General features: G+C 57.8%; 20 protein-coding genes. 12 read left to right on the top strand and 8 right to left on the bottom strand.

The annotated features are described in order from the left end of the window. From ACQ4N8_RS25690 to ACQ4N8_RS25675, 4 genes are all read right to left on the bottom strand, one after another. Positions 1-3349, bottom strand: a 3349-nt coding sequence (locus ACQ4N8_RS25690) for a glycosyl hydrolase 115 family protein (protein WP_430707202.1), incomplete at its 3' end; no start/stop codon positions are given. A 68-nt stretch (positions 3350-3417) separates the two neighbouring features. Continuing rightward, entirely contained in the window at positions 3418-4272 is an 855-nt protein-coding gene (locus tag ACQ4N8_RS25685) for an SDR family oxidoreductase (protein WP_430707201.1), read from the bottom strand. Positions 4273-4315: 43 nt separating this feature from the next. Beyond that, on the bottom strand, positions 4316-5389 hold the full coding sequence (gene uxuA / locus ACQ4N8_RS25680) for a mannonate dehydratase (RefSeq protein WP_430707200.1): 1074 nt from the start codon (positions 5387-5389) through the stop codon (positions 4316-4318). Positions 5390-5431: 42 nt separating this feature from the next. Continuing rightward, the gene (locus tag ACQ4N8_RS25675; RefSeq protein ID WP_430707199.1) at positions 5432-6121 is read right to left on the bottom strand and encodes a GntR family transcriptional regulator; all 690 of its coding nucleotides are present in this window, start codon (positions 6119-6121) and stop codon (positions 5432-5434) included. Positions 6122-7051: 930 nt separating this feature from the next. Between ACQ4N8_RS25675 and ACQ4N8_RS25670 the strand changes: the two genes are divergently transcribed. The 8 genes from ACQ4N8_RS25670 to ACQ4N8_RS25635 all read left to right on the top strand — a co-directional run bounded on the left by ACQ4N8_RS25670 (position 7052) and on the right by ACQ4N8_RS25635 (position 15372). Further along, the gene (locus ACQ4N8_RS25670) at positions 7052-9175 is read left to right on the top strand and encodes a BglG family transcription antiterminator (protein ID WP_430707204.1); all 2124 of its coding nucleotides are present in this window, start codon (positions 7052-7054) and stop codon (positions 9173-9175) included. A 24-nt stretch (positions 9176-9199) separates the two neighbouring features. After that, complete coding sequence (locus ACQ4N8_RS25665; protein WP_430707198.1) at positions 9200-9679, top strand: PTS sugar transporter subunit IIA; 480 nt, start codon at positions 9200-9202, stop codon at positions 9677-9679. Beyond that, entirely contained in the window at positions 9676-9939 is a 264-nt protein-coding gene (locus ACQ4N8_RS25660; RefSeq protein WP_430707197.1) for a PTS sugar transporter subunit IIB, read from the top strand. Before ACQ4N8_RS25665 ends, ACQ4N8_RS25660 begins: the two co-directional genes overlap by 4 nt. A gap of 20 nt (positions 9940-9959) precedes the next feature. After that, complete coding sequence (locus tag ACQ4N8_RS25655) at positions 9960-11258, top strand: PTS ascorbate transporter subunit IIC (protein WP_430707196.1); 1299 nt, start codon at positions 9960-9962, stop codon at positions 11256-11258. 49 nt (positions 11259-11307) lie between these two features. Then, a complete protein-coding gene (locus ACQ4N8_RS25650) occupies positions 11308-12300 on the top strand; it encodes a phosphotriesterase family protein (protein WP_430707195.1) in 993 nt (330 codons plus the stop codon). Positions 12301-12314: 14 nt separating this feature from the next. Then, on the top strand, positions 12315-13061 hold the full coding sequence (locus tag ACQ4N8_RS25645; protein ID WP_430707194.1) for a creatininase family protein: 747 nt from the start codon (positions 12315-12317) through the stop codon (positions 13059-13061). A gap of 6 nt (positions 13062-13067) precedes the next feature. Then, the gene (locus ACQ4N8_RS25640) at positions 13068-13802 is read left to right on the top strand and encodes an SIS domain-containing protein (RefSeq protein WP_430707193.1); all 735 of its coding nucleotides are present in this window, start codon (positions 13068-13070) and stop codon (positions 13800-13802) included. Between the two features lie 421 nt (positions 13803-14223). Further along, positions 14224-15372: a glycosyl hydrolase family 8 gene (locus ACQ4N8_RS25635; RefSeq protein ID WP_430707192.1), complete on the top strand. Its 1149-nt coding sequence runs from the start codon at positions 14224-14226 to the stop codon at positions 15370-15372. A gap of 327 nt (positions 15373-15699) precedes the next feature. Here the strand turns inward: ACQ4N8_RS25635 and ACQ4N8_RS25630 are convergent, their stop codons facing one another. From ACQ4N8_RS25630 to ACQ4N8_RS25620, 3 genes are all read right to left on the bottom strand, one after another. Continuing rightward, positions 15700-16530 (bottom strand): carbohydrate ABC transporter permease, encoded by an 831-nt coding sequence (locus ACQ4N8_RS25630; protein WP_430707191.1) that lies wholly within the window; start codon positions 16528-16530, stop codon positions 15700-15702. Then, positions 16530-17408, bottom strand: coding sequence for a carbohydrate ABC transporter permease (locus ACQ4N8_RS25625; RefSeq protein WP_430707190.1), 879 nt, complete (start codon positions 17406-17408; stop codon positions 16530-16532). Before ACQ4N8_RS25625 ends, ACQ4N8_RS25630 begins: the two co-directional genes overlap by 1 nt. A gap of 71 nt (positions 17409-17479) precedes the next feature. After that, positions 17480-18796 (bottom strand): ABC transporter substrate-binding protein, encoded by a 1317-nt coding sequence (locus ACQ4N8_RS25620; RefSeq protein WP_430707203.1) that lies wholly within the window; start codon positions 18794-18796, stop codon positions 17480-17482. Positions 18797-19025: 229 nt separating this feature from the next. Here ACQ4N8_RS25620 and ACQ4N8_RS25615 point away from each other — a divergent pair, with 229 nt between their 5' ends. Then, positions 19026-20792 carry a cache domain-containing sensor histidine kinase gene (locus ACQ4N8_RS25615; protein ID WP_430707189.1) on the top strand — a complete coding sequence of 589 codons (1767 nt, stop codon included), beginning with the start codon at positions 19026-19028 and terminating at the stop codon, positions 20790-20792. 18 nt (positions 20793-20810) lie between these two features. Beyond that, positions 20811-22352, top strand: a complete 1542-nt coding sequence (locus ACQ4N8_RS25610) for a response regulator transcription factor (RefSeq protein ID WP_430707188.1) — start codon at positions 20811-20813, stop codon at positions 22350-22352. Between the two features lie 70 nt (positions 22353-22422). Here the strand turns inward: ACQ4N8_RS25610 and ACQ4N8_RS25605 are convergent, their stop codons facing one another. Then, positions 22423-23457, bottom strand: coding sequence for an LLM class flavin-dependent oxidoreductase (locus tag ACQ4N8_RS25605; RefSeq protein ID WP_430707187.1), 1035 nt, complete (start codon positions 23455-23457; stop codon positions 22423-22425). Between the two features lie 156 nt (positions 23458-23613). Here ACQ4N8_RS25605 and ACQ4N8_RS25600 point away from each other — a divergent pair, with 156 nt between their 5' ends. Then, positions 23614-25200, top strand: a complete 1587-nt coding sequence (locus tag ACQ4N8_RS25600) for a glycoside hydrolase family 43 protein (RefSeq protein ID WP_430707186.1) — start codon at positions 23614-23616, stop codon at positions 25198-25200. A 25-nt stretch (positions 25201-25225) separates the two neighbouring features. Then, positions 25226-25948 (top strand): AAA family ATPase, encoded by a 723-nt coding sequence (locus ACQ4N8_RS25595; RefSeq protein ID WP_430707185.1) that lies wholly within the window; start codon positions 25226-25228, stop codon positions 25946-25948. Positions 25949-26083: the final 135 nt, after the last annotated feature.

Genomic DNA, 26083 nt, shown 5'->3' with positions numbered 1-26083 from the left:
TTCCCGGGCAGCCAAGGCCAACCGCTTCCACATCATCGAGCCGGCATCCGGCTTTGTCCAGAACGGAATAAACCGAATCCGCGACCAGCGTGTACAGTCCGCTTTGCCGGACGAACACCTCCAGAGCCTCGCCGCCAAGCCCGGCGTATTCGCCGGCGATGGCGCCGGGCAGCGCAAACGGGTCATACGCGTCGCCGAACGCGACCGCATGCCGCGCCGCTGCCTCGGCTTCGTCGCTGCCGTCCGCGCGGGAACCGGCATTCGCCGCCGCAGGATCGTCCGGCCGAATCGCCGCTTCGGCTCTGCCAACCCGGCTGCCGTCCGCGCCGGAACGCGCTTCGCTCAAGCCGCCGAAGAAGCTCTCCGGCGGCCCGAGGAAGCTCGGCTTCGCGCCCCCGGCATCGATCACGATCTTCTGCAGCACGACGATCGGATCGACCATCCAGATGCGCAGCGTATGGGGGCCGGCTTGGCGAATCGTCTGCCGGACCACGGCCGTGCGCACGTTGCAAATCACGCTTTGCTCCCAGTCGCGTTCGTCGAAACCGCCGTCCGGCATGCGGGAGATGGCTTCCGCTACGTACACCGGCCCGTCGTCCAACGACACGCCGATCCGCAGCCCGCCTCCCGGCACGAAGTCGATCGTCGGGGCCAGATACAGCCGCACGTCCACGCCGCCGGTGCTTGTCAGATACACCGGATACTCCAGGCTCGGCGACCGCTCCGCGTCCGGCTGTTCCACGCTCGGGACGGTGACGGGGAACACCGCCATCGAGGACAGCGTCCGGCCGTAGCCGTCGATCTTGGCCCAGGCCGCGCCGCTGGCGGCCGGCAAGCTGCGGGCGAAATGCGCCGCTTCGATCGACACGACGCCTCCGGTTTCCATATGCCCGCGCAGTTCCTCGCGTTTCGGCTCGGCCGGGTGGAACAGTTCGGCTTCCACCGTCACTTCCGCGCCGCCCGGTCCGCTAATCGCGATGCGGCCCGGCACATTCTCGCCGACCGGAGCCGAAGCCCAATCGACGTCTACCCACAGCCGCTTCTGGTGTACGACCGTGCCTTCCGTGGCCGACAGCTTCAGCCAGGGGACGTCCGCAAGCGCCCGGAACTCGAACGGATCGCTTTTTCGGTTGAAAATCTCGATGAAGCGCGCCTCCCGGGCGAACGAGTCGAACGCCGGCAACCGGCACGGCCCGGAGGCGAGCAGGGAGGAAAACGAGGCCGGAGAAGCATGAAACATGCGGTCGGCTTCGGCAGTCGAGCCGGCCGAGCCGATCGAACTGATCGAACCGGCCAGGCCGGCCGGGCTTCTACCGTCGTTGCCCCAAACCGTCTCGGAAGCCGCAGGGCCGGCCCAAAACTCCGTCGATCCCTCCACCGCCACGCCCATTTCCGCCCCGGGGAGCTCTTCCACGCGTCCGGTCTCAGGCATGGCGTTGACGGGCGGCTGGTTCCAATAGGTGTAGCCGATATGCGTCTGATCCATCATATGATTCCATTTGCCTGCGGCCAGCAGCTTGTTGTAATGGAGCGTCAGTTCGCGATCCGCTTCGAATAGCAGCTCGGCTTCCCGGGCTTCGAGATTGGCCGAGGTACGGCCTTGGCCGGCGTACAGCCGGCTGCGCGCCGTGCGCACATGCAGCTCCAGCACTTGGCAGGACGCTTTGGCCGGGTACAAAAGCAGTTGGAAGCAGGCGTCCCGCAGCTCCTCCGGCATCTCCTCATATAACCGCTCCGCGGTTCGCACGATACCGCGGAATTCGCGAAGCGCCGCGTCGGCTTCCTTGTAATCGGTCAGGCTGTAGAGCTCTACCGCGTTCAGCAGCTCCGGCTTGATCCGGCCGTTGAACTTGGCGTAGCCGGTCAGCACGTCCGCGGCCGCCGTTTTGTATTCGGCCCCGAACTGCCGCTCCGCCCAGGCTTCCGCGAATTCCCGGGCGTTGTCGCGGGTGAAATCCGTGATTCGCCATGCCATGCGCAAAAAATACTCCAACGGCAGCTCCATCGGCTTCAGATCGCCCACGTTCAGGATCCAGATGCGGTCGGCGCCGTATTCGTGCGCCTTGTGCATCTGCTCCCAAATTTTCGGGAGCGGGACGGTGTTCACCCATTTATAGGAGCGCGGCCCTCCGACGTAGTCGAGGTGGTAGTAGATCCCCGCGCCGCCGGAGCGCTCCCGTTCTTCGGCCGTCGGCACCCGGCGCAAATTGCCGTGATTATCGTCGGACCAGAGCAGGGTGATGTCGTCCGGAACGCGCATCCCATGCTCGTAGTAATCCTGCACCTCTTTGTAGAGCGCCCACAGTTGCGGAACCTCCGCCACATCCCGGTTCATTTCCTTGCCGATGATGGCGCGCTGGCCGCGGACGATTTTTTCGAGCAGGGCGATCTTCTCCTCAAAGGTCAAGTGGCCGCCCATTGCTTCATCGCCGTCGCCGCGCATCCCCAGCGTCACGATCGATTCGTAGTCCCGGCTGCGCCGGATCCCTTCCTCCCAGAAACGGTAAAGGACGTCCTCGTTTACGGAATAATCCCAAGGGCCCTTACGGTGCAGCTTCCAGTCGCCGTGGGGGCGCAGCATCGGTTCGTGGTGCGACGTGCCGATCACGATGCCGTAGCGGTGCGCGACCTCGGCGTTCTGCGGGTCATCCTCGTAAAACGTGTTGTCCCACATCGCCGGCCATAAATAATTGGCTTTGAGGCGGAGCAGCAGCTCATACACCTTTTCGTAAAATTCATGGGTGAAATCCCGGTGGTTGTCGCGGACCCAAGCCATCAGCGAAGGACCTTCGTCATTCAGAAAAATCCCCCGGTATTTCACGGACGGCTCGCCCTGGGGATAACGCCCGGTCTGCACATAGAGGCTTTCATGCCTCGCCGCCGGAACGTCGGCCCACCAATACCAAGGCGAGACGCCGATGTTCTCGGACACGTCGTAGATGCCGAAGATGGTGCCGCGTTTGTCGCTGCCGGCAATGACCAGCGCCAGCTCGACCCCCGGCAGGGGATCGGCCACCGTTTGGATCACGAACGCTTCCCAGCGTCCCGCGACGCCGGCGACGTCGAGTTTGCCTTCGGCGATCAACCGGTCGATCAGCGTGCTCTGTCCGATCGTGCCGATTAGCACGGCATGGCCGGATAACGCGGGAGGCACGGCGTCCTGCACCAGCCGCGGCTTCCGGCCGGAGACCCGCTCGACATCGGCCTGCAAATCGCCGGCCGCGCGGATCACGCCCGGTTCTTCCGCGAGCGATACGTATAGATCGGCAGCCGCCCCTTGGTGGACGAGCCGAAATGAGGGAGACGCTCCGTTTTGCAGAAGATGCTGGATATAGCTCGGTTGAAACATGTTTTCCCCTCCGCTAAGTCATTGTGCACCTGACTGAACACGATGCATAAAGCTCCATTGAAAACCCGTCATACGCCGGAATATGCCATAAACCCGCCGTCGACCGGGATGACCGTTCCGGTCACGAAACCGGAGGTCTCGGCGTCCGCCAGCCACAGCAGCGTACCCAGCAAATCCTCCGGCACGCCGAACCGGCGCATCGGGGTGTGGGTGATGATTTTTTGCGAGCGCTCGGTCAACTTACCGTCCTTGTTCGTTAATAGGTCGCGGTTTTGCTCGGTTTGGAAAAAACCCGGTGCGATCGAATTGACCCGAATGCCGGATTCGGCCAGGTGCACCGCCAGCCACTGCGTCAGGTTGTTAATCGCCGCTTTGGCCGCGCTGTAGGCCGGAACCTTCGTCATTGGGCTGTACGCGCTCATCGAGGAGATATTGATGATCGTAGCGCCGGGGCGGCCGATCATCTCCTTGGCGAAGATCTGGGTAGGAATCAGCGTCCCCGTAAAATTCACATCGAGCACTCCGCGCACGCCGGGCAAGCTAAGATCGAAAAAGCTGGTCACGTCCGGATTGGCCAAATCCTCCGGCCGATAAGTTTCGTGGGTCGTGTTGGCGCTGGCCTGGTTGCCGCCGGCTCCGTTGATCAGGATGTCGCACGGCCCGAATTGCTCCCGGACGGCCGCTTCAGCGACTTTTACGCTTTCGGCTTCCGTGACGTCGCAAGCAAATGCCGCGGCAATGCCGCCGGCAGAGCGAATCTGCTCGGCCACGGCTTCGCCTTTCGCCAGCGTGCGATTCAAAATCGCCGCCTTGGCCCCTTGGCGGGCCAGCTCGCGGGCCATCGCTTGGCAAAGGATCCCCGCGCCTCCGGTGATGACGGCGGTTTTTCCGGCCAATGACGGGTGTTTTGGCAATGTGTTCATCGGGTGATCCTCTCCTTTTTCAGTTATGAGTATGAATGATCGATCAGTTCAAGCGTCCCGCCTGTTTGGCGTACGCATCCCATAAGCCCCACAGATACATGATGCCGAGCGCCCGGTCATACAGACCGTATCCGGGACGGCAGGTTTCGCCCCAAATGTGGCGGCCGTGGTCCGGACGGGCATATCCGGTGAAGCCGTTCTCATAATACGCTTTAACGACGCCGGCGATATCCACGGTTCCATCGGTGGTCCGGTGCGACGTTTCCATGAAGTCGCCGTTCTCGAACACGCTTACGTTGCGGATATGGGCGAACGGAATCCGCTCGTGGAATTCGTGGATCATGCCGATAATGTCGTTGTCCGGATTGGCTCCGAGCGAGCCGGTGCACAGCGTGATCCCGTTGGACGGGCTATCGGCGAGCTTCAGGAAGCGGCGCAGGTTTTGCTGGCTCGTGATGATGCGCGGCAGCCCGAAAATAGACCACGGCGGATCGTCCGGATGAATCGCCATTTTGATGCCGTTCCGCTCGGCGACCGGAACGATCTCTTCCAGGAAGTATTGAAGATGGTTCCACAGGTCTTCTTCGGTCACGTTGCGGTACGCCTCGAACAGCGAAGTCAAATGCTCCAGGCGCTCCGGCTCCCAGCCCGGCATGGTTAACGCGCTGTTTTGATTGATGACCTTAACCAGCTCGAACGGGTCGGTATTATGGATTTTGGATTTTTCGTAAAACAACGCCGTCGAGCCGTCCGCTCCCGCCTTATGCAAATCGGTGCGCAGCCAGTCGAAAATCGGCATGAAGTTGTAGCAGATCACCTTAACGCCGACCTTGGCCAGCTTTTCGATCGTCCGCTTGTAGTTCTCGATGTACTGATCGCGCGACGGCAAGCCAAGCTTGATGTCCTCATGGACATTGACGCTTTCCACGACCTCCAGATGGAACCCGTAGCGATCCGCTTGTCCTTTTACCTCCTCGATCTTCTCCATCGGCCATTCATCCCCTGCGGGCACGTCGTGCAGCGACCAAACGAGGCCTTCCACGCCGGGAATCTGTTTGATCTGTTCCAGCGAAACCGTATCATTGCCTTCGCCGAACCAGCGAAATGTCATACGCATACCTTCACCGCCAATTCAAATTTTAGAGGAAAGCTTAAAGGCTTACTTATTGGATGTGTTTAGAAAATAACCCGGATACCGCTCCTGCAGCACCGGTAAGTTGGAAATGCTCAGTTGCAAATGCTCCTTCATCAGGCGATCGGCCCGCTCAGCATCCTGTGCGGCTACCGCTTCGTACATCGCCTGATGCTGTTCGTACAGATTCTCCCAATGGGGATCGGTCGTCAGCCACAGCACCCGGGTCCGGTTGAGATGGGCGTTCATCTGTTGGATGACGTCCCAGGTGCCCTGTTTGCGGCAGCCTCCGAACAGGAGGCGGTGGAACTCCTCGTCCAGCGCGAACATGGCATGATTGTCATGCCGCTTGATGCTGTCCTGCTGGCGTTTTAGATTGTCGGCCAGCGCGGCAAGCCCTTCCTCCGGGAACTTCTCGCAAGCGAGCCGGATAACGGCGCGCTCCAGCTGTTCCCGCATAAATCTCGCTTCTTCTACGAGCTCCGGGTCAATCAGCGACACACGCGTGCCGCGCTGCGGCAAAACGAGCACCAGGCCCTCCTGCGCCAGCCGGACGAAACTCTCCCGGACGGGGGTGCGGCTGACATGAAAGGCCACGGACATCTCTTTTTCCGATAACGCCGTTCCCGGAGGCAGCTCCAGCGTAACGATCCGCTCCTTCAGTTTGGCGTATACGGCATTCCCCGCCGATCCCGGCTGCGGCAACATGTCGCTCATGACATCACCTCCTTCAAGTTTTGCGTGCCTTCGCTCCCAAGGATCCGCTTCGACAAATTTCACCTCAGAAGCATAGACCAAGTGCGTGGCATGGGCTTTGGAAACGCTTTTTCTCTGCCATACTTGTATGGTAGTATGGAACATTGCGGATTGCAAGAGGGAATACCGCTAATCGTTCAACATTCCGTATAAGTTTGCAAACATCGAAGAGACAACAATTGCGCTGTTTTATGCCAAACTCCTTCAGTATAATGAACTACAAAAAGAGAGAAGTTCTACAGTCAAAGTTCAAAAAGTCGGCTTTTCAGCACCGAAGCTTAGGCTTCCGATGTGCGTTTTTGCAAAACGCTAAGCCTATGCTTTGGAAGCGCGTTTTTTTCAAAGCGCTTGAGGTAGCGCGGCTGTGTAACGGACCGTAAAGACCTTATTTGCCCATTTCCCGGCTATTTCCCGCTTTAACGGACGGACTCCAGAGACCTTATTGGGCTCTCATGGCGGCCAATTCGCCACTTTTGACCGAAATAAGGTCTCCTCGGTCCGTTAGAATCGGAAACTGCCCCAAAGCGGGTCAATAGCGTTTCTGGTGTCCGTTAGCTTGCCGGAAGCAGCGCAGGAAACCCGCTTCGGAAGCATCCGCTTGGCCCGGCTGAATTCAAGATTCGAAGTCGGATCCGCTTCTTCGCAATTGCCTCGTGATCCAAGGACGACTTTTTGAACTACCGTTTCAATAAAGGTTCAAAAAGTCGGGTTTGGAGCACCGAGAAGGTTGGATGAAGCTAGGGCATGAGTAGCGGAGCGTAGGCAGACCTACGTGAGCAACGGAAGGCCCGGCTGAATTCAAGATTCGATGTCGGATCCGCTTCTTCGCAATTGCCTCGTGATCCAAGGACGACTTTTTGAACTACTTATAAGGAAAGAAGGTGGTGGAACATACTTGACGAGCGCAGTTCTTCAATCCTTGCCCTGCTCCAGAAGACGCAAGGCTACCTTCCGGTGCAAGAGCTGATGGATGTCCTTCGTATCTCGAAGCGCACGGTCTACTACGACATGGACAAAATCAACGACTGGCTGCGTCAAAGCGGACTGCCTCCCGTGCAATACTTGCGCGGCAGGGGATTTATGCTTCCCGATGCGTCCAGGTCCCGGCTTCCGGCCATGGCGCAAGGCGTGCAACCGCAGCAATACTATTTGTCCAGCAGCGAACGCAAAGCCTTGCTTTGCCTGCACCTCATCAACCGGAGCGCTCCCTTGTTCTTGCACGACATGGAAGATTTGCTGAAAGTTAGCCGGGGAACCGCCCACGCAGAGCTGAAGCGGCTTAAGGAAGAGTTGGAAAGCTACGCGTTGTGCGTCCGTTTCGACCGAAAGGAAGGCTATTATATCCAAGGAAATGAAAAAGACCTGAGGGCAGCCCTGTCGCGCTTCTTGTTCGAGCAGTTGCCGTACGCCGACTGGAACCATTCAGCCCCAACGGTCGATGGCCTGATCCATACCGATCTGTTCAGGAGCCACTTTCCGGCTTTCCGGGAAGAGGAACTGGCTTCCGTATACCGGATGATCGTCTCCAGCGAACAACTGACCGGCATGGAGCTGACGGACGAGACCATCCTGCATCTGACCGTCCGCATCTGGTTGTCGGCCAATCGAATGAAGCAAGGCCAAACGGTCAAGCTGGACGAAGAGGAGAAAGCGGCCTTGCGGGAAACGCTCCGATTCAAGGCAGCCGCGCAAATCGCCGCGGAGCTTGAGAAATTGTTCGGCATCGGCGTGCCGGAGGACGAAATTGGCTATATGACGATCTATTTGCTGGCGGCCAAGGTGAATAGGGTCGAGGTGGAGTCCGACACTTGGGATACCAAGCGGTTGCGTGCGGCGACGGAGGAGGTCATCGATCTTTTCGAGCAAAACGGCTGCGTTTATTTTCAGAACCGCGAAGCGTTGGCAGAGCAGCTGTTTCTTCACGTCAAATCGGTGTTTTACCGGATCCAATACGGCCTGACCCTTGATAATCCGCTGACGGACAAAATCATGGAGGAGTACCGGGAAGTATTCGAACTGACCCGGAAATCGGTCCAGCCGCTGGAAAGGGAATTCGAGAAGCCGCTCAACCAACACGAGATCGCCTATTTATCGATGCATTTCGGCGGTTGGCTCAGGCGGGAGCAGGCTAAGCCCGTACCCGGGAAACGGGCCGCCGTCGTTTGCGTAAACGGGATATCGGCTTCCCGGCTGCTGAAAAACCAGCTGGAGCAGCTGTTCCCATCCCTGGATCTGGTCGCCGTACTGTCGCTGCGGGAATTCGAAAAATTCACGGGCAATATCGACCTGATTTTTTCCACCGTTCCCTTGTCCGGCTGCCAAGTCCCCGTATTCATCCTGAACGCGGTAATGAGCGATGCGGAGAAAGCCCATTTGCTCGGCCGGGTGAACCCTTATTTAGGATCTGCGGAAGGAATTCATGCTTCCCTTTCCGCGCAGGCGATCGTCGATCTGGTTGGCAAGCATGCCACGATCACTGACAAGGGAGCGTTGCTCAATGACCTTCAACGCTATTTGTCCGCGGCCAAAGGGCAGCCGCCGCAACCGAAGGAATACAAGCCGACGCTCGGGGAGCTTCTACATCCATCGCGAATCACCATTCGGGGGCAAGCTTCCGACTGGCGCCAGGCGATCCGGACCGCGGCCCGGCCGCTGCTGCGCGAAGGGGCTATCACTGATCGATACGTACAGGCGATGATCGGTAACGTCGAACGTTACGGTCCGTATATCATTGCCACGCCCGGCGTGGCGATCGCGCACGCCAGGCCGGAGGACGGAGCGGTCCGGCCAGCCATTTCCTTGCTCGCGATTCAGGGCGGGGCAGCCTTCAGCGATCAGCCCAAGCACCTCGTGAACCTGCTGTTCGTCGTTGTGGGCACCGATGGCCAGCTGCATTTGAAAGCCCTTACACAGTTGGCGAACCTGCTTATGGAAGAACGAAATCGGCAGGTTTTGGGGAGCACGGACGATAAAGCGGAAATGATGCGTTTATTTCTACACTATTCCGGCACTTGATGGACACTTAAGGAGGATTTATCGATGCATTTTCTGGACAAAAGCCTGATCTCGCTGGATGTCGAGGCGAAGGATGCGCAGGAAGCGATCCGCGCCGCCGGCCGGCTGTTGGTCGATAGCGGGGCGGCGGAGGACAGCTATGTGGAATCCATGCTGTCGGCCTTTCGGGATAAGGGACCTTATATCGTGGTCGCCCCGCAAATCGCTTTGCCTCATGCCAAAGCGGAAAGCGGCGTCAATGAGGCTTCCGTTTCCTTCGTCCGGCTGAAGCGGCCGGTGGCCTTCGGCCATCCCGAGAATGATCCGGTCAAACTGGTGTTTGCCCTAGGCTCATCGTCAAGCTCGGAACATATCGACCTGCTCCGCAGGCTGACCACCTTGCTGAACGAGCCTGCGAACATCGAGGCGCTGAAAGCGGCGCAAACCGCCGAGGAAATCGGGGCTTTGCTCCAACCATCCGATTCCGAACAGCGAGATAACCCAATAAAGGAGGAATCCCCATGAAAATTTTGTGCGTTTGCGGTTTGGGGCAGGGAACGAGCTTGATTTTGCGCATGAACGTCGAAACGGTGCTAAAGGAGATGGGAGTGCAGGCCGACGTGGAGCATACGGACGTCTCCTCGGCTTCCAGCATGCCGGCCGACTACATTATCACGAATCATGAGTTGGCCCGGAGCCTGCCGGGGCATTCGGCCCAAATCGTGATCGTCAACAATTACTTCGATCTGGCGGAAATTAAGCAAAACCTGAAAGAAGCCATGTAAAAGACGAGGGGGAAGGTTAAATGGATGCATTATTTTGGATATCCACGAACATTTTCGGAACGCCGGCCATTCTTCTTGGCTTCATCGTCCTGCTCGGTTTGCTGTTGCAAAAGAAATCGACCAGCCAAGTCGTCAGCGGCACGTTTAAAGCGGTCATCGGCTTTTTGATCATCTCCGCCGGTTCCAGCGTCATCGTCGGCGCGCTGAACGTATTCGAGCCGATGTGGAAGGAAGTATTCGGGCTGAAAGCGGAAAGCCTGGCCAATTTCCTCGGCCAGGAGACGTTTAACGCCAAATTCGGCGGCTCGGTCACGATGGCCATGCTGCTCGGCTTCCTGATCAACGTACTGCTGGCACGGTTCACGAAGTTCAAATACATTTATTTGACCGGACACATGATGTTCTGGACGGCTACGATTTTTGCCGGGGTCGTCGTGCACACGGCCGGAGGTACGGTTCCGCAATGGAAGCTTGTGCTCTTCTTGTCGGTCATCCTGGGGTTGTACTGGACGTTCCAACCCGCGTTAACTCAGCCGTTCATGCGTAAAATTACGGGCAACGACAATATCGCCCTGGGCCACACGTCGGCCGCGGCAGGCTTGCTCGCCGCGCTTCTCGGCAAATGGGCGGGCAATAAGGAGAACGATAGCGAGAAAATCAAAGTGCCGAAGGGCCTCGAATTTCTGCGCGATTCCAACGTGATTACGGCGCTTTGCATGGGGCTGCTGTTCTTCGTCGGGGCGCTCGTGCTTACGATGAAGGAGACGCCGGGAGCGCAGGAGTTGATGGCCCGGTCCGGCGATCAAAACTTCATCATGTACTCTATCGTCCAATCGCTTACTTTTGCGGGCGGGATCGCCATCGTGCTGCTGGGGGTCCGGATGTTCATCGGGGAGCTTGTTCCGGCGTTCAACGGGATCGCGACCAAAATCGTGCCCGGCGCAAAACCGGCGCTGGATTGCCCGGTCGTTTTTCCGTATGCGCCTAACGCGGTCATTCTCGGCTTCCTCGGCGCTTTCGTAGGCGCGTTGATCTGGCTCGTCGTGCTGGGGAACACGGTTGCCTACATTTTCGTGCCGACGATGATCGTGTTGTTTTTCCACGGGGCTACGGCGGGGGTCTTCGGCAATTCCACCGGCGGCGTCAGAGGGGCGTTGCTCGGCGGCTTCGTTACGGCAACCATCGTGGCCTGGGGGCAGTTCGTCATGGTTCGCTTCCTGATCTCTTCGACGGTGCCGGATACGGCGATGTGGGCGGCCGATACCGATATGTTCATTCTCGGACCGATCATTCGTCTGTTGGCGCAGTTCCTGTTCTAAGGGGTTTCGCCAGCCAGGAACGCAACACAAAGCAAGGGGGAACATCGATATGAGCTTTATTCGTACGCTGGATGCGGACATTCCTAAAGAACAACTCGGTTTCACCTATTCGCACGAACACCTCGTCTGCCGTCCGGCCCATTGGTCGGAGCGCGGCGAAGACGATCTGCTGCTCGACGATCCGGAGAAATCGAAGCGGGACGTTCTGGACTTTAAACGGCACGGCGGCCAGGCCATCGTCGACGCGACGGCGATCGATTACGGCCGGGACGTGCCGGCGGTATACGGCATTATGAAGGAAACCGGCGTCCGCATCGTCGGCACCGCCGGGTTCAACAAAAGCTTTCTCTGGGATGCCAAGGTCAAAGACGAGCTGAAGCCGATCATCGGAAATTATGAAACGTATTACGAATGGATCGAGGCGAAAAGCGTCAACGAATTGGCCGATTTCGTGATCCGCGAGGTCGAGGAGGGCCTGGAGGGCACGCCGTTCAAAGCCGGCCAGGTCAAGTTCGGCACGGGTTACAACCGGATCACGCCGCTGGAGGAGAAGACGCTGCGGGCGGTCGCCCGGGCCCATCACGAAACGAAGGCCCCGATCCACTCCCATACCGAGGTCGGGACGATGGGGCTGGAGCAAATCGAGCTGCTGCGCAGCGAAAACGTCGATCTTCGCTTTGTCAGCCTCGGCCACATGGACCGGAATCCGGACCCGTACTATCATGAGCAAATCGCCAAGTCGGGCGCCTACCTGTCGTTCGACGGCATCGCCAAGATCAAGTACGCGCCCGAGAGCACCCGGATCGAACTGATTCTCGAGTTGGTCCGCAAAGGCTACGAGGATCAGATCCTCATCAGCGGGGATACGGCCCGCAAAACGTACTACAAGCATTACGACTACGGGCCGGGGCTGGAATACATTATCGCCAAATGGGTTCCAAGGTTCGTGGCCGAGGCGGAACGGGCCGGGTTCGACGGGCATAAGCTCATCCGCCGATTTTTCGTGACCAATCCGGCAAACTGCTTCGCTTTCAAGCGATAGGGAGGCGCATGGACATGATATTCCAATACGAAAACGCCTGCGACATCGCCGGAAAAATCAAACGCATGCCCTGCGCGATCCTGCCGATCGGCGCGGTGGAGGCCCATGGTCCCCACTTGCCCCTCGGCACGGACAACTTGCTGGCCGAGGGGCTGGCCCGGCGGTTGGCGGAGCGGACGGAAAGCTTCGTGCTTCCGACGCTGCCGTACGGCCAGGTATGGAGCCTGCAAAACTTCCCCGGCAGCATCAACGTCTCCAACGAGGCGTTGATCCGGATGCTGTACGACATCGGAGAAAGCCTGTACCGCCAAGGCTTGCGGATCTACGTCATGCTGAACGGGCATCTCGGCAACGCCGCGGCGCTGAAAGAGGCGGCCCGCCTCCTTTACAAGGATTTCCCGCGGTTGAAGGTATATTATTTCTTCTATCCCGGAACGAAACAGGCGATCGAACGGGTGCGGGAAACCCCGGCTTCGCACGCTGCCTATTTCCACGCCTGCGAGCTGGAGACCTCGTATATGCTTTATTTGGCGGGCGAGCATGTCGACATGGACAAAGCGCTGACCGATATTCCGAACATCGGCGTGGAGGCGGATTGCACCCCGACGCCATGGGAGGAGTTTACCTCGACGGCCGTTCTCGGCGACGCAAAGCTCGCCACCAAAGAAAAGGGCGAGCAGATCATCGAAGCCGCCTTAAACGCGATGACGGCCATGATCGAGGGGGCCAAGGCGCGCTTGCAAAACGGGAAGGAGCCGTGATGTCCGATGCTGCATGCTTATTTGGAGCATATCCGCCGCAATCTGCACCGGATTGAGGAACGGGAAGCCGGGCGCATCAAGCAGGCGGCCCTCAAGACGGCCGAAACGATCATGCAGGGCGGCGTGATTCATCTGTACGGCTGCGGACACTCCCATCTTTTGACCGAGGAAGTGTTTTATCGCGCCGGCGGATTGGTGCCGATCCATCCCATCTTCGTGGAACCGCTGATGCTGCACGAGGGAGCGGTCCGATCATCCGAACTGGAGCGGAAAAACGGGCTAGCCGCCTCGTTCATGAACGCCCAGGACATTCGCCAAGGAGAGGTCATGATCGTGCTATCGACCTCCGGCCGCAACCCGGTACCGGTTGACGTCGCCCAAATCGCCAAAGAGAAGGGAGCCTTCACGGTCGGCATCACCTCTCTGGAATATTCGCAAAGCCAGCCGTCCCGGCACATCAGCGGAAAACACTTATATGATTCCGTCGATTTGGTCATCGACAATTATGCCGTGAAGGGAGACGCCGTGCTGACTCACCCGGGGCTGCCCGTTCCGTTTGCGCCGACGTCGACCGTAATCGGGGCCGCGGTCTTGAACGGCATCTTCGCCGAGGCGATCGCCGTCATGATCGAGAAGGGCTTCGAGCCGCCGGTCTTCTTAAGCGGCAATATCGACGGGGCCGACGACCGCAACGGGCGGTTAGTCGAACGCTACCGCGACCGCATACCGCTACTGTCCTAATCGAACCGCACTCCGAAGGTTGGATCCGATCCGAACTTGGAGTGCGGTTTTTTCATGGCGAAATGGTCTGAATCCCCCCGTTGACCCGATTCGTTGAATGCGCATACACGCGCTCGCCGTAAGGCTTGATTTGGATAAATAAAAGCGTGAAATGCACATGGAACAAGGAGGGGGACTCATGTTACGTTTACGTTAATTCTAGAGGTTGTTCAAAAAGTCAACTTTTGATCACGAGGTAACTCGAGAAGCGGATTCGACATCGAATCTTGAATTCAGCCGAGCCTTCCGTTGCTCGCGTAGGTTCGCCTACGCTCCGCTACTCATGCTCTAGCTTCATCCAACCTTCTCGGTGCTGAAAATCTGACTTTTTGAACACGCACTTCTAGTAGAACTGGAAACGAAAAGGAGGCAGGCGGAAGCGATGACAGAGCGCCAAGGTGCTTTTTATACGGGCCAATACCGGAATTTGCTGGCCGAATACGGCTATGACGAGGAGGCCATCCGAAACAGGCTGGAAGATACGTGGCATCAATTGTTCGAAGGGGACGAGGATACGCGTTTCTATTACCCGTCCGGCGAGGATATGGGGTACATGATGGATACCGGCAACCTGGATGTCCGAACGGAGGGCATGTCCTACGGGATGATGATGGCCGTCCAGAACGACCGCCAGGAGGTGTTTGACCGGCTGTGGAAATGGACGATGACTTACATGTACATGACGGAAGGCGAAAATGCCGGGTATTTCGCTTGGTCCTGCGCGACGGACGGCAAACGCCTGTCGAACGGCCCGGCACCGGACGGCGAGGAGTACTTCGCGCTCGCGCTGCTGTTTGCTTCCCATCGTTGGGGCGATCGGGAGGCGCCGTTTAACTACGGTGCCCAGGCGCGGGATTTGCTGCGCACCTGCTTGCATCAAGGCGAAGAGAACGGCGTAGGGTACCCGATGTGGAACCCGGACAACAAGCTGATCAAGTTTATCCCGAACTGCGAGTTTTCCGACCCTTCCTACCATCTGCCGCATTTTTACGAGCTGTTTGCGCTGTGGGCCTATCCGGAGGACCGGCCATTCTGGAAGAAAGCGGCTCAGGCCAGCCGGGATTACCTGCATCTGTCCTGCCATCCGGTGACGGGACTGGCGCCGGAGTATGCGTATTACGACGGAACGCCGAATAATGAGCGGGGGTTCGGGCACTTTTTCAGCGACGCCTACCGGGTAGCCGGCAATATCGGCCTCGACTGGGAATGGTTTGCCGCCGATCCCTGGCAGCGGGGGGAGGCCGACAAAATCCAGGCGTTTTTCGCCGATAAAACGCCGGAGGACTACCGCCGCTATACGATCGCGGGCGAACCGTTCGAGGAACCGGCGCTGCATCCCGTCGGCCTGTTGGCCACCAATGCCATGGCTTCGCTGGCGGCCGAAGGCTCCAATGCCAAGTCCAGCGTGGGGCTGTTCTGGAACACGCCGGTCCGGACCGGCAAGCGCCGTTATTACGACAACTGCCTGTATCTGTTTACGCTGTTGGCGTTAAGCGGGAACTACCGGATCTGGATGCCGGGCGAAGCGTGAATGGTGAATATCGGAGCACTAAACAGAGAACACAAAACGCAGCACGCAGAACGCAGAACATAGAACCATAGAGCTGAATGCCGTGCACATGACGAGCGAAATGGGCAAATAACGTGACCAGGGTTCGTTACGCGAACACACCGCCGACCAAAGCGCATACTACAGCAGGCCAGCATCGCCGATCGAAGCACGTGCCACAGTACAGGGTACGCCGCCGGCCAGTCCGCGCCACTGAACGCGTGCGTCCTCGTACGGCCCCATAACTGAACCACCAAAAAGCGCGGGCAGGAGAATCGCTCTCCCCGGCCCGCGCTTTTCGCATTTCGCTCAGCCCTTGACGGCACCTGCCGTAAGGCCGCTGACGATGTATTTTTGACCGAATAAATAGAGGATGAATACCGGCAAGGAAGTCAGCACCAGGTTGGCGAAGATCAGGTTCCAGTCCCGGCTGTATTTGCCGTAGAAATTGTAGATCGACAGCGGCATCGTCCAGGTCGAGCTGTCGGTCAGGAAATAAAGCGGAATCGTGATATCGTTCCACACCGACATGAAGACCATGATGGCGACCGTCGCGTTAACCGGCAAAATCAAAGGCGTCACGATTCGGAAAAATACGCCGAACACGCTGGCTCCCTCGAGAAAAGCTACCTCGTCCAGCGCTTTCGGGATCGTCTTGATGAACCCGCTGTACAGGAATACGCTAAACGCCGTGTTCAACGAGGCGTAAATCAGGATGACGCTCGTGATACTTCCGTAGAAGCCCAGCGCCTGCACGATCCGAATGGTCGTAATGGTCGACATCGGGGCGATCAGGCCCATGAAGAAATACATGTACAGCGTATTCGCGAATTTGGTTTCCCGGCGGGCCAGGATAAAGGAGGCGGCCGAAGAGGCGACGATATTGATGACCGAAGAGATCCCCGTAATCCAAAGGCTGTTCCAAAAGGCCCGGGCGAGCCCGCCCTCCTCGAACACCCGCGCATAGTTGGAGAACATCCACTTATCGGGCAGCTGCAAGGAGAAGCTGAGTACTTCCGCGCTCGTCTTGAACGAGCCGAAAATCATGATCAGGACCGGCAAAATAATCAGCAGCGAAGCCAGGAGCAGGAAGCCTTCGACGATATAGTTGCGTAGGGCGAGTTTGCGCGTAAATCCCATTATTCGGTGACCTCCTTACGCCGCATGAAGATCAGCAGCGGAATGGCGATAATCGTGACGGCCACGAACAGCAGCGTGTTGATCGCGGTTCCGAGCCCCCAGCTGCCTTCGCCAAAGGACCGCAGAATAATCGTTCCGACCACCTGGGAAGCATTCCCCGGGCCTCCGCCCGTCAAGACGAACACTTCGGAAAAGACCTTAAGTCCGCCGATAAGCGTCAGCATCAGGTTGATATTAATCGCCGGCAGCAGAAGCGGCAGCGTGATTTTCGTGAATTTTTTCCAGGAACCGGCTCCGTCGATGGTGGCCGCTTCGTAATATTCCTGGGAAATGGATTGGAGGCCGGCCAAGTAAATCGCCATCTGAAAACCGGCATGCTGCCAGATGGAGATGATCGCGATCGTCCAAATGACGAGGGACGGATTGGTCAGCCAAGCCTGGCTCAAGCCGTGCAGCCCGACCGCCTCGAACACCCGGTTGATCGTGCCTTCCGTGCGCAGCATCGGCGTGAACACGATGCCGATCACCAGAATGCTTAGAATGGAAGGAGAGTAAAAAATCGCGCGCAGCAGGTTGCGCGTCTTCAAACGCATATTCAACGCGACAGCCAGCGCTATGCCGATGACGTTCTTGCCGACCACGGTAACGACGGCGAAGATCAGCGTGTTTTTCAGCGCCAGGATCAGCGTTTTGTCGGAGAAGATCCGGCTGAAATTGTCCCACCCGATAAAATCGATGGTCAGGCGGTCCAGCCGCCAATCGGTAAAGGAATAGTAGAAGCCCGCGAAGGCCGGAATCACGAAAAAGACCGAATAAATCAGCAACGCCGGCAAAACGAGATAATACGAATACAGGCTTTTGATTGTTTTTGCTTTCATTTCCTCACACTCCCGTTATAGCCTGTGGCAGCATAAAGCCATGGACTTTATGCTGCCTGTTGTACTGCCGCTTAGAAACCGGCGATTTCTTTATCTTTCATCAGTTGGCTGAATTTCTCGTCCCAAGCTTTCAGTACTTCTTCCGGCGTCAATCCGCCGGCGAATTGGTCCTGCAGCAGCCGGTACAGCTCGCTGCGGTCTACCAGCATGAACGCGTCCGTCGTGAGCACGGTTTTCTTCGGCGTAATGTAATTGTCCACGATTTCCTGCTTGTATTCCGGCAGCTCCGGCGTCGTTACATCGTTGAAGTTGGAGACATAACCTTTGGAATCGACGATTTTTTGGGCTACTTCTTTGGATGCCAGGAAGTTGAGAAACTCCTTCGCTTTGGTCAAATGTTTGGCTTTCTTCGGTACGAACAGCTGGCCGCCAAGTGGACTTGCTCCCAGGCTGGCATCCTGCGAAGAAGGAATCGGGAACACGCCGAGCTTCATGTTAGGGTCCTGCTGGGCCACCCCTTCGATCAGCCAGTCGCCCATGAACATCATGGCGACTTCCTTGTTCAGGAATTTACCAACCGCCATGTCATAGCTATCGCTGAGGACGTCGGCATTGGTGTAACCTTTTTGGTATACGTCATATTGCTGCTGCAAGAACGTTTTGAATTCCGGAATGTCGGACCATTTCCGTTTGTTGCTGTTCAATTCATCGAAGTAGGTAGGATCGTTCTTGGACACGAAATCGGCAAATGCGGCCGCAGGCCAGATATTAGCCGCCCAAGCGTCCTTGTACGGCATGAATACCGGAGTGACGCCGCTCGCTTTAATCTTTTCGCAGACAGCCAGAAACTCTTCGAAGTTGGTTGGAATCGACAGGCCGAGATCCTCGAAAATTTGCTTATTGTAGACGACGCCCTGCATGCCGGTGTCTTGGCTGACATGGAAGCTGTATACATGGCCGTAAGCGGAAAGCACGTCTTTGTTCAAAATCCGGCTGACCCAAGCCTCGTTGTCGAGAATTTCGAAGTTGCGTTCCAGGTTGAGGTCCGTGGTGGCGCTGGCCAGGTTGTACTGGATAATATCCGGCGTTTCATCGACGGCCAGCTTGGTTTGCAGAACCGTGGTCGTTTGCTCGGCGGGAATCAATTGCAAGTTGACTTTGATGTTTGTTTTTCGTTCAAATTCGTCGAGAAGCTCCTGTTGGATGAAGGCGGAATCCTGCGAGCTCTTGGAGATGGCCAGCTCGATGGTGACCTTGTCCCCTTTGGCGGCACTGCCTTCGTTCCCCCCGTCGGTTGCCGTGCTGCCGGAATTGGAGCCCCCGGATCCGCATGCGGCCAGCGAAACCGATAGCAAACCCGCGATGATCATGGCTGTCGTTCTTTTCATTTTGGCGTTCAAGGCTAATCCCCCCGTTTTTATGTTTGTGTTGAATGCGTTTACAATTTGATTATAAAATTTGCCGGCCGTGAGGTACATGTCTGAGGATGACACCTCATGTGTAAAATTCTGAACTTGTAATCGTTGTCATTTAACGAATCGAAATGGTACAGTTAGTACATTACAGCCGGACTTCCCTTATGCACACAGGCACGGCAAGGAGGCGAACCCCATCGCGATGAGAAAATACATCCCCCGCAAAGATCAGCTCAGTCTGCAAACGAAGGTGCTGTTAACCTTTGTGGCTCTGCTGCTGTTCATTCTTGGCTGCTTTATCGTTTACGTGAACGTGGTCGTCGTAAAACCGCTGAAGACGAAAACGGTCGAAGCGAAGCTGGCGGCGGTGGCGAAGGTCAGCCAGCAGCTCGACGATTACGTCGACGGCCAAAATCAGCTGTCCCAGCGCATTCTGTCAAGCAAGGATATCTTTGCCCTCCTGGATAAGGGCTATGAATCGGACTTGAATATCGAGCGGTTGAATCAAAGCCGCAAGCTTAAAGATTTGATGTTTCAGGCGATCGGCCCCCGAATGAGCATCAAGGACATGGTTATTTACGACAAGCAAGGCAGACGGATCGTCTCGTACCTGGGCGCCCAGGAGAGCCCCGCCTCCCTGGAGTCCTTTCTGAAGGAGAGCCGGGCAAGCGGCGGATGGGGTGGAAACGGCTATATCCTGAGCCGCCACGGGGACGGTGAAGCGATTTCGTTCATTCGCGCGATCAACAACCAGAACGGCAAGGTATTCGGTTACCTCAGCATTCAGTTGGATCCGGCATTCTTGCAGAGGCTGGCGCAAGGGGTAGGCGCCGGACAGGTATATATTCTTGACGGGGAGGGCAGGCCGGTTGCCAGCTCCAGTCCGTCCGCGGACCATGCGGAATTGACCGCGGAGCTTGCGGGAGGCGGCGTGTATAGCGACGGCTTTAACAACTATGTGGCATACGACCGGTCGGAAAGCACCGGGTGGACGAGCTATCTCGTTACGCCCAAACGGGATGTCCTCGGTTCCGTCAATTCGGTGAAATACATTTCGGTTCTGTTGATCACGGCCTTGATGTTGTTCTCTTTTGCCTATATCTACTTGTCGACGCGAAACCTGCTGCTGCCGATCCGGAAGCTGCGCAGCCAAATCTGGCGCATCAGCTACAGCAACATGAACATCAAGATGGAAACCCAGGCCCAAAACAATGAACTGATCCTGTTGAATGAGGCTTTCCAGGATTTGATGGAACGGCTGCAGGAATCGATCGACCGGGAGAAGATCGCGCTGCATGAAGAGGTCAAGGCGCGAAACTCCGCGCTTCAGGCGCAAATCGCGCCGCATTTCCTGCACAACGTCCTCTATCTGATCAGCATTGCCGCCCAAGAGGGCAAAACCGGGGTCGTCTCCGAGATGTGCAAGCATTTGTCGGACAGCCTGAGATATATCGTGTCCTCGCCCTATGCGCATGTCACTTTGGCCGATGAGCTGGAGCATACGCGGCATTACTTGTCCCTGGTCCAGCAGAAATACGAGGAAGACCTGGTCTGGGAGATTCGGACGGACGAATCCGCCCGCAAGATCCAGCTTCCGCGGTTGGTCATTCAACCTTTCGTGGAGAACTGCATCGAGCATGCCTTTACCCATACGGATCCCCCATGGCGGATCGATATTACGGTGAAGCAATTCAACGGGCTATGGGCCGTCGAAATCAAGGACAATGGGGACGGGTTTCCCCCGGACAAAATTCAGGAGATCATGGATAACATCCGCACATCCGATTCGGGAGCCCGCGAGCTCCAGTCGCGTCGTTCCTCGATCGGCAATATGGGGATCGTGAACAGCGTGGGCCGGTTGAAGCTGATGTATCAGAACCGGCTGTTCTTTAACGTTTTCAATCATTCGGACGGGGAAAAAGGCGCGACGGTGCAAATCATCGGTTCGCTTACGCAGGACTTCTACTAATGCGGGGGAGGGCTAGCCATGTATAACGTGATCATCGTAGAGGATAGCAAGCCGATCTTGCGGAATATCAGAACGCTGCTGAATTCCCTGGAGCTGCCGGTCTCGGTCGTGGCGACGGCCGCGAACGGGGAGGAGGCGCTCGAGCTGATCCGGGAGGGGCCGGTGGACCTGCTGCTGACCGATATCCGCATGCCGAAGATGGACGGGTTGACGCTGATCGAGCAGGCCAAGCGGATCCGCCCGAAGCTGCTGTTCGTGCTGATCAGCGGGTACAACGATTTCGAATATACCCGCAAGGCGATCAATTTGCAGGTGTTCGATTATTTGCTCAAGCCCGTCGAACGCAAGCAGCTGGCGGAGGTGATGGACCGGGCGATCGAGCGGCTGAGCCGCCAAACTCCCAGCGAGGCCGAAATGTTCAGGGAGATCGTGGATCCGCGGTATTACCCGGAAATGCAGCTCGGGGACCATTTCCGCCATTACGACAAAATGATCCTGCTCCTCCGCAAACAGCCCTTCGCCGATCGGGAGGACCTCTGGAAGCAGGAGGTGATCCAGCGCGAATTATCGGCCTTCTTCGCTCCGCATCTCAGCTGGGTATTCCCGACCCAGCAACCCGGGCAATTTCTAGCTATGGTTCATAAAGCCTCGGCGGACGCATGTTCCTCGGTGCTCGAGTACCTTGAATCGGTACGGCGGTACCTGGACAACCTCGGCATCCGGTCGGCGATCGGCGGCCAGCTTCCGTCCGGGGATCCGGGCAGGCTGCCGGAGCTATATTACCGGATGTCCGGCATCCTGAACGAACAGCAACGCATTGCCCACGGCATCGTCGTCGATACGGAGGTACCGCTCCCGTTGGCGAGCCAAGACAGCCGCAGCATGGATCGAGCCGTTACGGCAGGTTTTATCGAACTGATCCGCGGGCGACGGAAGGAGCAATTCTTGCTGAAGCTGGGGGAGCAATTGGCCAAATGGCACGGCGAGAACGTCAGGTTGGCGGAGCTGGAGCGCTTCGTCGGGCAAATGGCCGATGCGTTTGGCCAAACGGGAGCGGCCGGGCAGGACGCCGGATTCCGGCTGGATTTGGAGGCAGCCTCCAAGCGGCTGTTTGACCGGGACAGCTATGCGGATTTCGGCCAGGCTCTGCAGGAATGGGCCAGGGAGTGCTTCGAGCAGCTGCAGTCGCAAAACCGCAAAGGCGCCGAGGAGTTGTTCAAGCAAATCGAGGAATACGTGCAGCTGAATTTATATTCGTATTTATCGATTGCGGATGTGGCGCTCAAATTTCACGTCAGTCCTTCCTACGTTAGCCGGATCATGAAAAAATATGCGCAAAGCACGTTCGTGCAGTACTACACGCAGTTGAAAATCAAAGAGGCCTGCCGGCTCATGGCCGGCAAGCCGGAAATGAAGTTCAAAGAGGTGTCGGACGCCTTGTCGTTCAGCGACCAGCATTATTTCTCCAAAGTGTTCAAGGAGTATACCGGGTACAGTCCGACCGAGTACAAGGAACGGGTATTGGCGACCCCGACCAAGGAAAGCGATGGCGGCGGCTGACGGCAGGGCGCGGAGGCGGTGCCGGTTTCAACGCCTCGCCGTCGCCGGCATCGGTGTTATCCCCGCGCGGTTAACGCTTGCCGCCGAACAGCTCCGCCAACAGCTCATAGGAGCGCAAGCGGGCCTTGTGGTCGTACACCTGCGCCGCAACGATGATTTCGTCCGCTTCGGTTTCGGCGAGCAGCTGCTCCAGCCGTTCCTGCACAGTGGCCGGCGAGCCGATCGCCGAATAGCTGAGCTGGCGTTCGACCAGCGCTTGCTCCTGCAGCGACCAGTCCAGATGGTCGACCGGCGGGCTGAGCTGGGCGGTGCGCCGCCGGATCAGGTTCAGGAACTGTTGTTTCGCGGAGGTCGACAAGCGTTGGGCCTCCGCGTCGGTATCGGCGACGATCACGTTGATGCCGATCATCGCGTAAGGCTGCGCCAGCGCTTCCGACGGCCGGAAGTGCGTGCGGTACAAGTCGAGCGCCGGGAGCAGGTAATCCGGCGCGAAATGGCTGGCGAAGGCAAACGGCAGACCAAGCTGGGCGGACAGCTGCGCGCTGAAGCCGCTGGAGCCGAGCAGCCAGATCGGGATATTCAGGTCTTCGCCCGGGATGGCCCGCACCCGCATCGACGAACCCGATACGGGCTGGAAATAGTTCCGCAGCTCGCTCAGCCGCTCCGGAAAGTCCTGCCCGTCGCTGCCGGGGCCGCGGCGCAGCGCCTGCGAGGTCAGCGGGTCGGAGCCGGGCGCCCGCCCGAGGCCCAGATCGATCCGCCCGGGGTACAGCGACTCCAGCGTGCCGAACTGCTCGGCGATGACGAGCGGCGAATGATTCGGCAGCATGATGCCGCCGGAGCCGACGCGGATCGTCTTCGTGCCGCCGGCGACGTGGCCGATCACGAGGGAGGTCGCCGAGCTGGCGATGCCGGGCATGCTGTGATGCTCCGCCAGCCAGTAGCGGCGATAGCCCCAGCCTTCCGCGTGCCGGGCGAGATCCAGCGTATGGCGCAGCGAATCGGCGGCGGTGCTGCCTTGGGTGATCGGCGCAAGGTCGAGAATGGATACGGGAATATGGGATAAACGATGGGCCGTATCGTGGGATGCTTGTGGGTTTGGCATGGAAGTAGCCTCCTTCGGGCGTTATGTTTTATGTGAAAAGCCCCGCTTTTTTGGCAAGACCAGCGAAAGCCTAATTTCTATTATAATCGAATTTTAAGTAAATGGGCACAAACGGGCCCAAATCTCGTTGTCATCCAATGATGGGAGGAAATAAACATGAGCGAACGTCCGATGATTGCCAATCCGATATTGCGGGGCTTCAACCCCGATCCTTCGATCCTTCGGGTCGGAGACGACTATTATATCGCCACTTCCACCTTCGAGTGGTTTCCCGGCGTACAGATCCACCATTCCCGCGATCTCGTCCATTGGAAGCTGATCGGCCACCCGCTGACGAGAACCTCGCAGCTGGACATGCTGGGCAATCCGGGGTCGTGCGGAATTTGGGCTCCTTGCCTGACCTACGACGACGGGATGTTCTATTTGATATATACCGACGTCAAAAGCCGACACGGCGCGTTCAAGGACACGCCCAATTATTTGGTGACGGCCGCCGATATCCGCGGACCTTGGTCGGAGCCGGTGTATCTGAACAGCAGCGGCTTCGACCCTTCATTGTTCCATGACGACGACGGACGCAAATGGCTCGTCAATATGCTGTGGGATCACCGGAAGGGGAGAAACCGGTTTGCCGGCATCGTGCTCCAGGAATACGATCCGCAGCGGAAGCAGCTGGTCGGGCCGATCAAGAACATCTTCAAGGGCACCGAGCTTAGGTTAACCGAAGGGCCGCATCTCTATAAAAGAAACGGCTACTACTATCTTCTTACGGCCGAGGGGGGCACGTATTACGACCATGCGGTGACGATGGCCCGGTCGAAGGCGATCGACGGTCCCTACGAGGTGGACCCGACGAATCCGATCCTGACGTCGTCCGGCAAGCCGCATCTCGCGCTGCAAAAGGCCGGGCATGCCTCGCTGGTCGAGACGCAAACGGGGGAATGGTACATGGTGCACCTGACCGGGCGTCCGGTCAAGGAGATTTACTGTACGCTCGGCCGGGAGACGGCGGTCCAGCGCGGCGTCTGGACGGAGGACGGCTGGTTCCGGCTGGCTTCGGGCGGCAATGAGCCGCAAGTATCGGTGCCGGCGCCGGATTTGCCGCCGCATCCGTTCGAGCCGGAGCCGGAACGGGACGACTTCGGCCAGGAGAAGCTGGACCTTCATTGGAGCACGCTGCGCGTTCCGGCGACGGAGGACTGGTTGACGCTGCGCGGGCGTCCGGGTTATTTGCGCTTATATGGCCGCGAATCGTTGAATTCGTTGCATCGGCAGAGCCTGGTTGCTCGGCGGCAGCAGTCGTTCCATTGCCTGGCGGAAACGGCGGTGGAGTTCGAGCCGGACACGTTCCAGCAGATGGCGGGGTTGATCGTATTCTATGATTCGCAGGATTACGTGTATTTGCGCATTTCCCGCGACGAAGCCAAGGGAAAAAGCCTTAACCTCATTCATACCAAAGCCGGCGCGTACGACGAATTGCTGGAAGAGGATATTTCGATCGAAGGCACCGCGCGCTGCGGGCTTCGGGTGCGCATCGAACGCGAATTGGCCCGCTTCTATTACAGCGCGGACGGGTCCGACTGGCTCCCGATCGGCGGCGCGGTCGATGTCAGCCACTTGTCCGACGACCCGGCGGAGAAAGTGCGCTTCACCGGCACCTTCCTCGGCTTATGCGTGCAGGACCTCGGCGGAACGCGAAAGTCCGCCGACTTCGATTATTTTATCTATCGGGAGCTCGACTGAAGCAATCCGGAAGGGAGGGAACCGCGTGTTTCTTAGGGAAGTCACATTGTTGAAAGAGAAGATGCCCCCGCCTTCGGAGTATCCTTTTTCCCTGCCGCTGATCCGTAAAATAAGCACGCTCCGCCTTAGCCGTCCGGTCACGTTTTTCGTCGGGGAGAACGGTTCGGGCAAATCCACCTTGCTGGAGGCGATGGCTTACCAATGCGGGTTCAACACCGCCGGCGGCGGCCGAAACAACGCTTACGAGGTGGATCGAGCGGAGTCGGCGCTCGGCGACTATGTGCGGTTATCCTGGAAACCGAAGGTGACGGGCGGTTTTTTCATGCGCGCGGAGTCGTTTTATTCGTTTGCGACGCATATCGACCAAATCGGCGGGACAAGTTCCTACGGCGGGGTGTCGCTGCATAGCCAATCGCACGGCGAGTCCTTTTTGAGCCTGTTTCGATACCGGTTTCAGAGCAAAGGCATCTATTTGCTGGACGAACCGGAAGCCGCGTTGTCTCCGGCCAGGCAGCTTGCCCTGCTTCGGATCATCAAGGATTTATCCGGGCAGGCCCAGTTCGTGATCGCTACGCATTCGCCGATTTTGATGGGCTATCCAGAGGCGCAGATTTTGAACTTCGACGGCGACCCCATTGCGCCGATCGACTATGAGGATACGGATCACTATCAGATCACGAGAGGGTTTCTGGAAAATCGTCGCGGCGTGCTTCATGCGTTGTTTGATGATGAGGATGACGAGGCGTAGGGGAATACCTGCAAAAATGCAGTTATATTCAAGCAAATTAGCCGTTTCATCATTAGCGTTGCATTAACATCCGGGGCTCTGCTTCCCCAACCCAGGATGCCGAAAGGATCAGGCGAGAAATATATACGAAAAATC

The sequence above is a fragment of the Paenibacillus macerans genome (assembly GCF_050565405.1).
In the GTDB taxonomy this organism is placed as follows: domain Bacteria; phylum Bacillota; class Bacilli; order Paenibacillales; family Paenibacillaceae; genus Fontibacillus; species Fontibacillus macerans_B.
The sequence above is the reverse complement of the archived record's forward strand: the minus strand, read 5'-3'. Positions and strand labels throughout refer to the sequence as shown.

Excerpts from the sequence above, each read along its gene's own strand:
- ACQ4N8_RS25630 (WP_430707191.1), bottom strand. The coding sequence starts at position 16,530 with ATGGGATTTACGCGCAAACTCGCCCTACGCAACTATATCGTCGAAGGC.
- ACQ4N8_RS25665 (WP_430707198.1), top strand. The coding sequence starts at position 9,200 with ATGCATTTTCTGGACAAAAGCCTGATCTCGCTGGATGTCGAGGCGAAG.
- ACQ4N8_RS25605 (WP_430707187.1), bottom strand. The coding sequence starts at position 23,457 with ATGCCAAACCCACAAGCATCCCACGATACGGCCCATCGTTTATCCCAT.
- ACQ4N8_RS25685 (WP_430707201.1), bottom strand. The coding sequence starts at position 4,272 with ATGAACACATTGCCAAAACACCCGTCATTGGCCGGAAAAACCGCCGTC.
- ACQ4N8_RS25620 (WP_430707203.1), bottom strand. The coding sequence starts at position 18,796 with ATGAAAAGAACGACAGCCATGATCATCGCGGGTTTGCTATCGGTTTCG.
- ACQ4N8_RS25650 (WP_430707195.1), top strand. The coding sequence starts at position 11,308 with ATGAGCTTTATTCGTACGCTGGATGCGGACATTCCTAAAGAACAACTC.
- ACQ4N8_RS25610 (WP_430707188.1), top strand. The coding sequence starts at position 20,811 with ATGTATAACGTGATCATCGTAGAGGATAGCAAGCCGATCTTGCGGAAT.
- ACQ4N8_RS25660 (WP_430707197.1), top strand. The coding sequence starts at position 9,676 with ATGAAAATTTTGTGCGTTTGCGGTTTGGGGCAGGGAACGAGCTTGATT.
- ACQ4N8_RS25645 (WP_430707194.1), top strand. The coding sequence starts at position 12,315 with ATGATATTCCAATACGAAAACGCCTGCGACATCGCCGGAAAAATCAAA.
- ACQ4N8_RS25675 (WP_430707199.1), bottom strand. The coding sequence starts at position 6,121 with ATGAGCGACATGTTGCCGCAGCCGGGATCGGCGGGGAATGCCGTATAC.
- ACQ4N8_RS25615 (WP_430707189.1), top strand. The coding sequence starts at position 19,026 with ATGAGAAAATACATCCCCCGCAAAGATCAGCTCAGTCTGCAAACGAAG.
- ACQ4N8_RS25655 (WP_430707196.1), top strand. The coding sequence starts at position 9,960 with ATGGATGCATTATTTTGGATATCCACGAACATTTTCGGAACGCCGGCC.
- ACQ4N8_RS25635 (WP_430707192.1), top strand. The coding sequence starts at position 14,224 with ATGACAGAGCGCCAAGGTGCTTTTTATACGGGCCAATACCGGAATTTG.
- ACQ4N8_RS25600 (WP_430707186.1), top strand. The coding sequence starts at position 23,614 with ATGAGCGAACGTCCGATGATTGCCAATCCGATATTGCGGGGCTTCAAC.
- ACQ4N8_RS25640 (WP_430707193.1), top strand. The coding sequence starts at position 13,068 with ATGCTGCATGCTTATTTGGAGCATATCCGCCGCAATCTGCACCGGATT.
- ACQ4N8_RS25625 (WP_430707190.1), bottom strand. The coding sequence starts at position 17,408 with ATGAAAGCAAAAACAATCAAAAGCCTGTATTCGTATTATCTCGTTTTG.
- uxuA (WP_430707200.1), bottom strand. The coding sequence starts at position 5,389 with ATGCGTATGACATTTCGCTGGTTCGGCGAAGGCAATGATACGGTTTCG.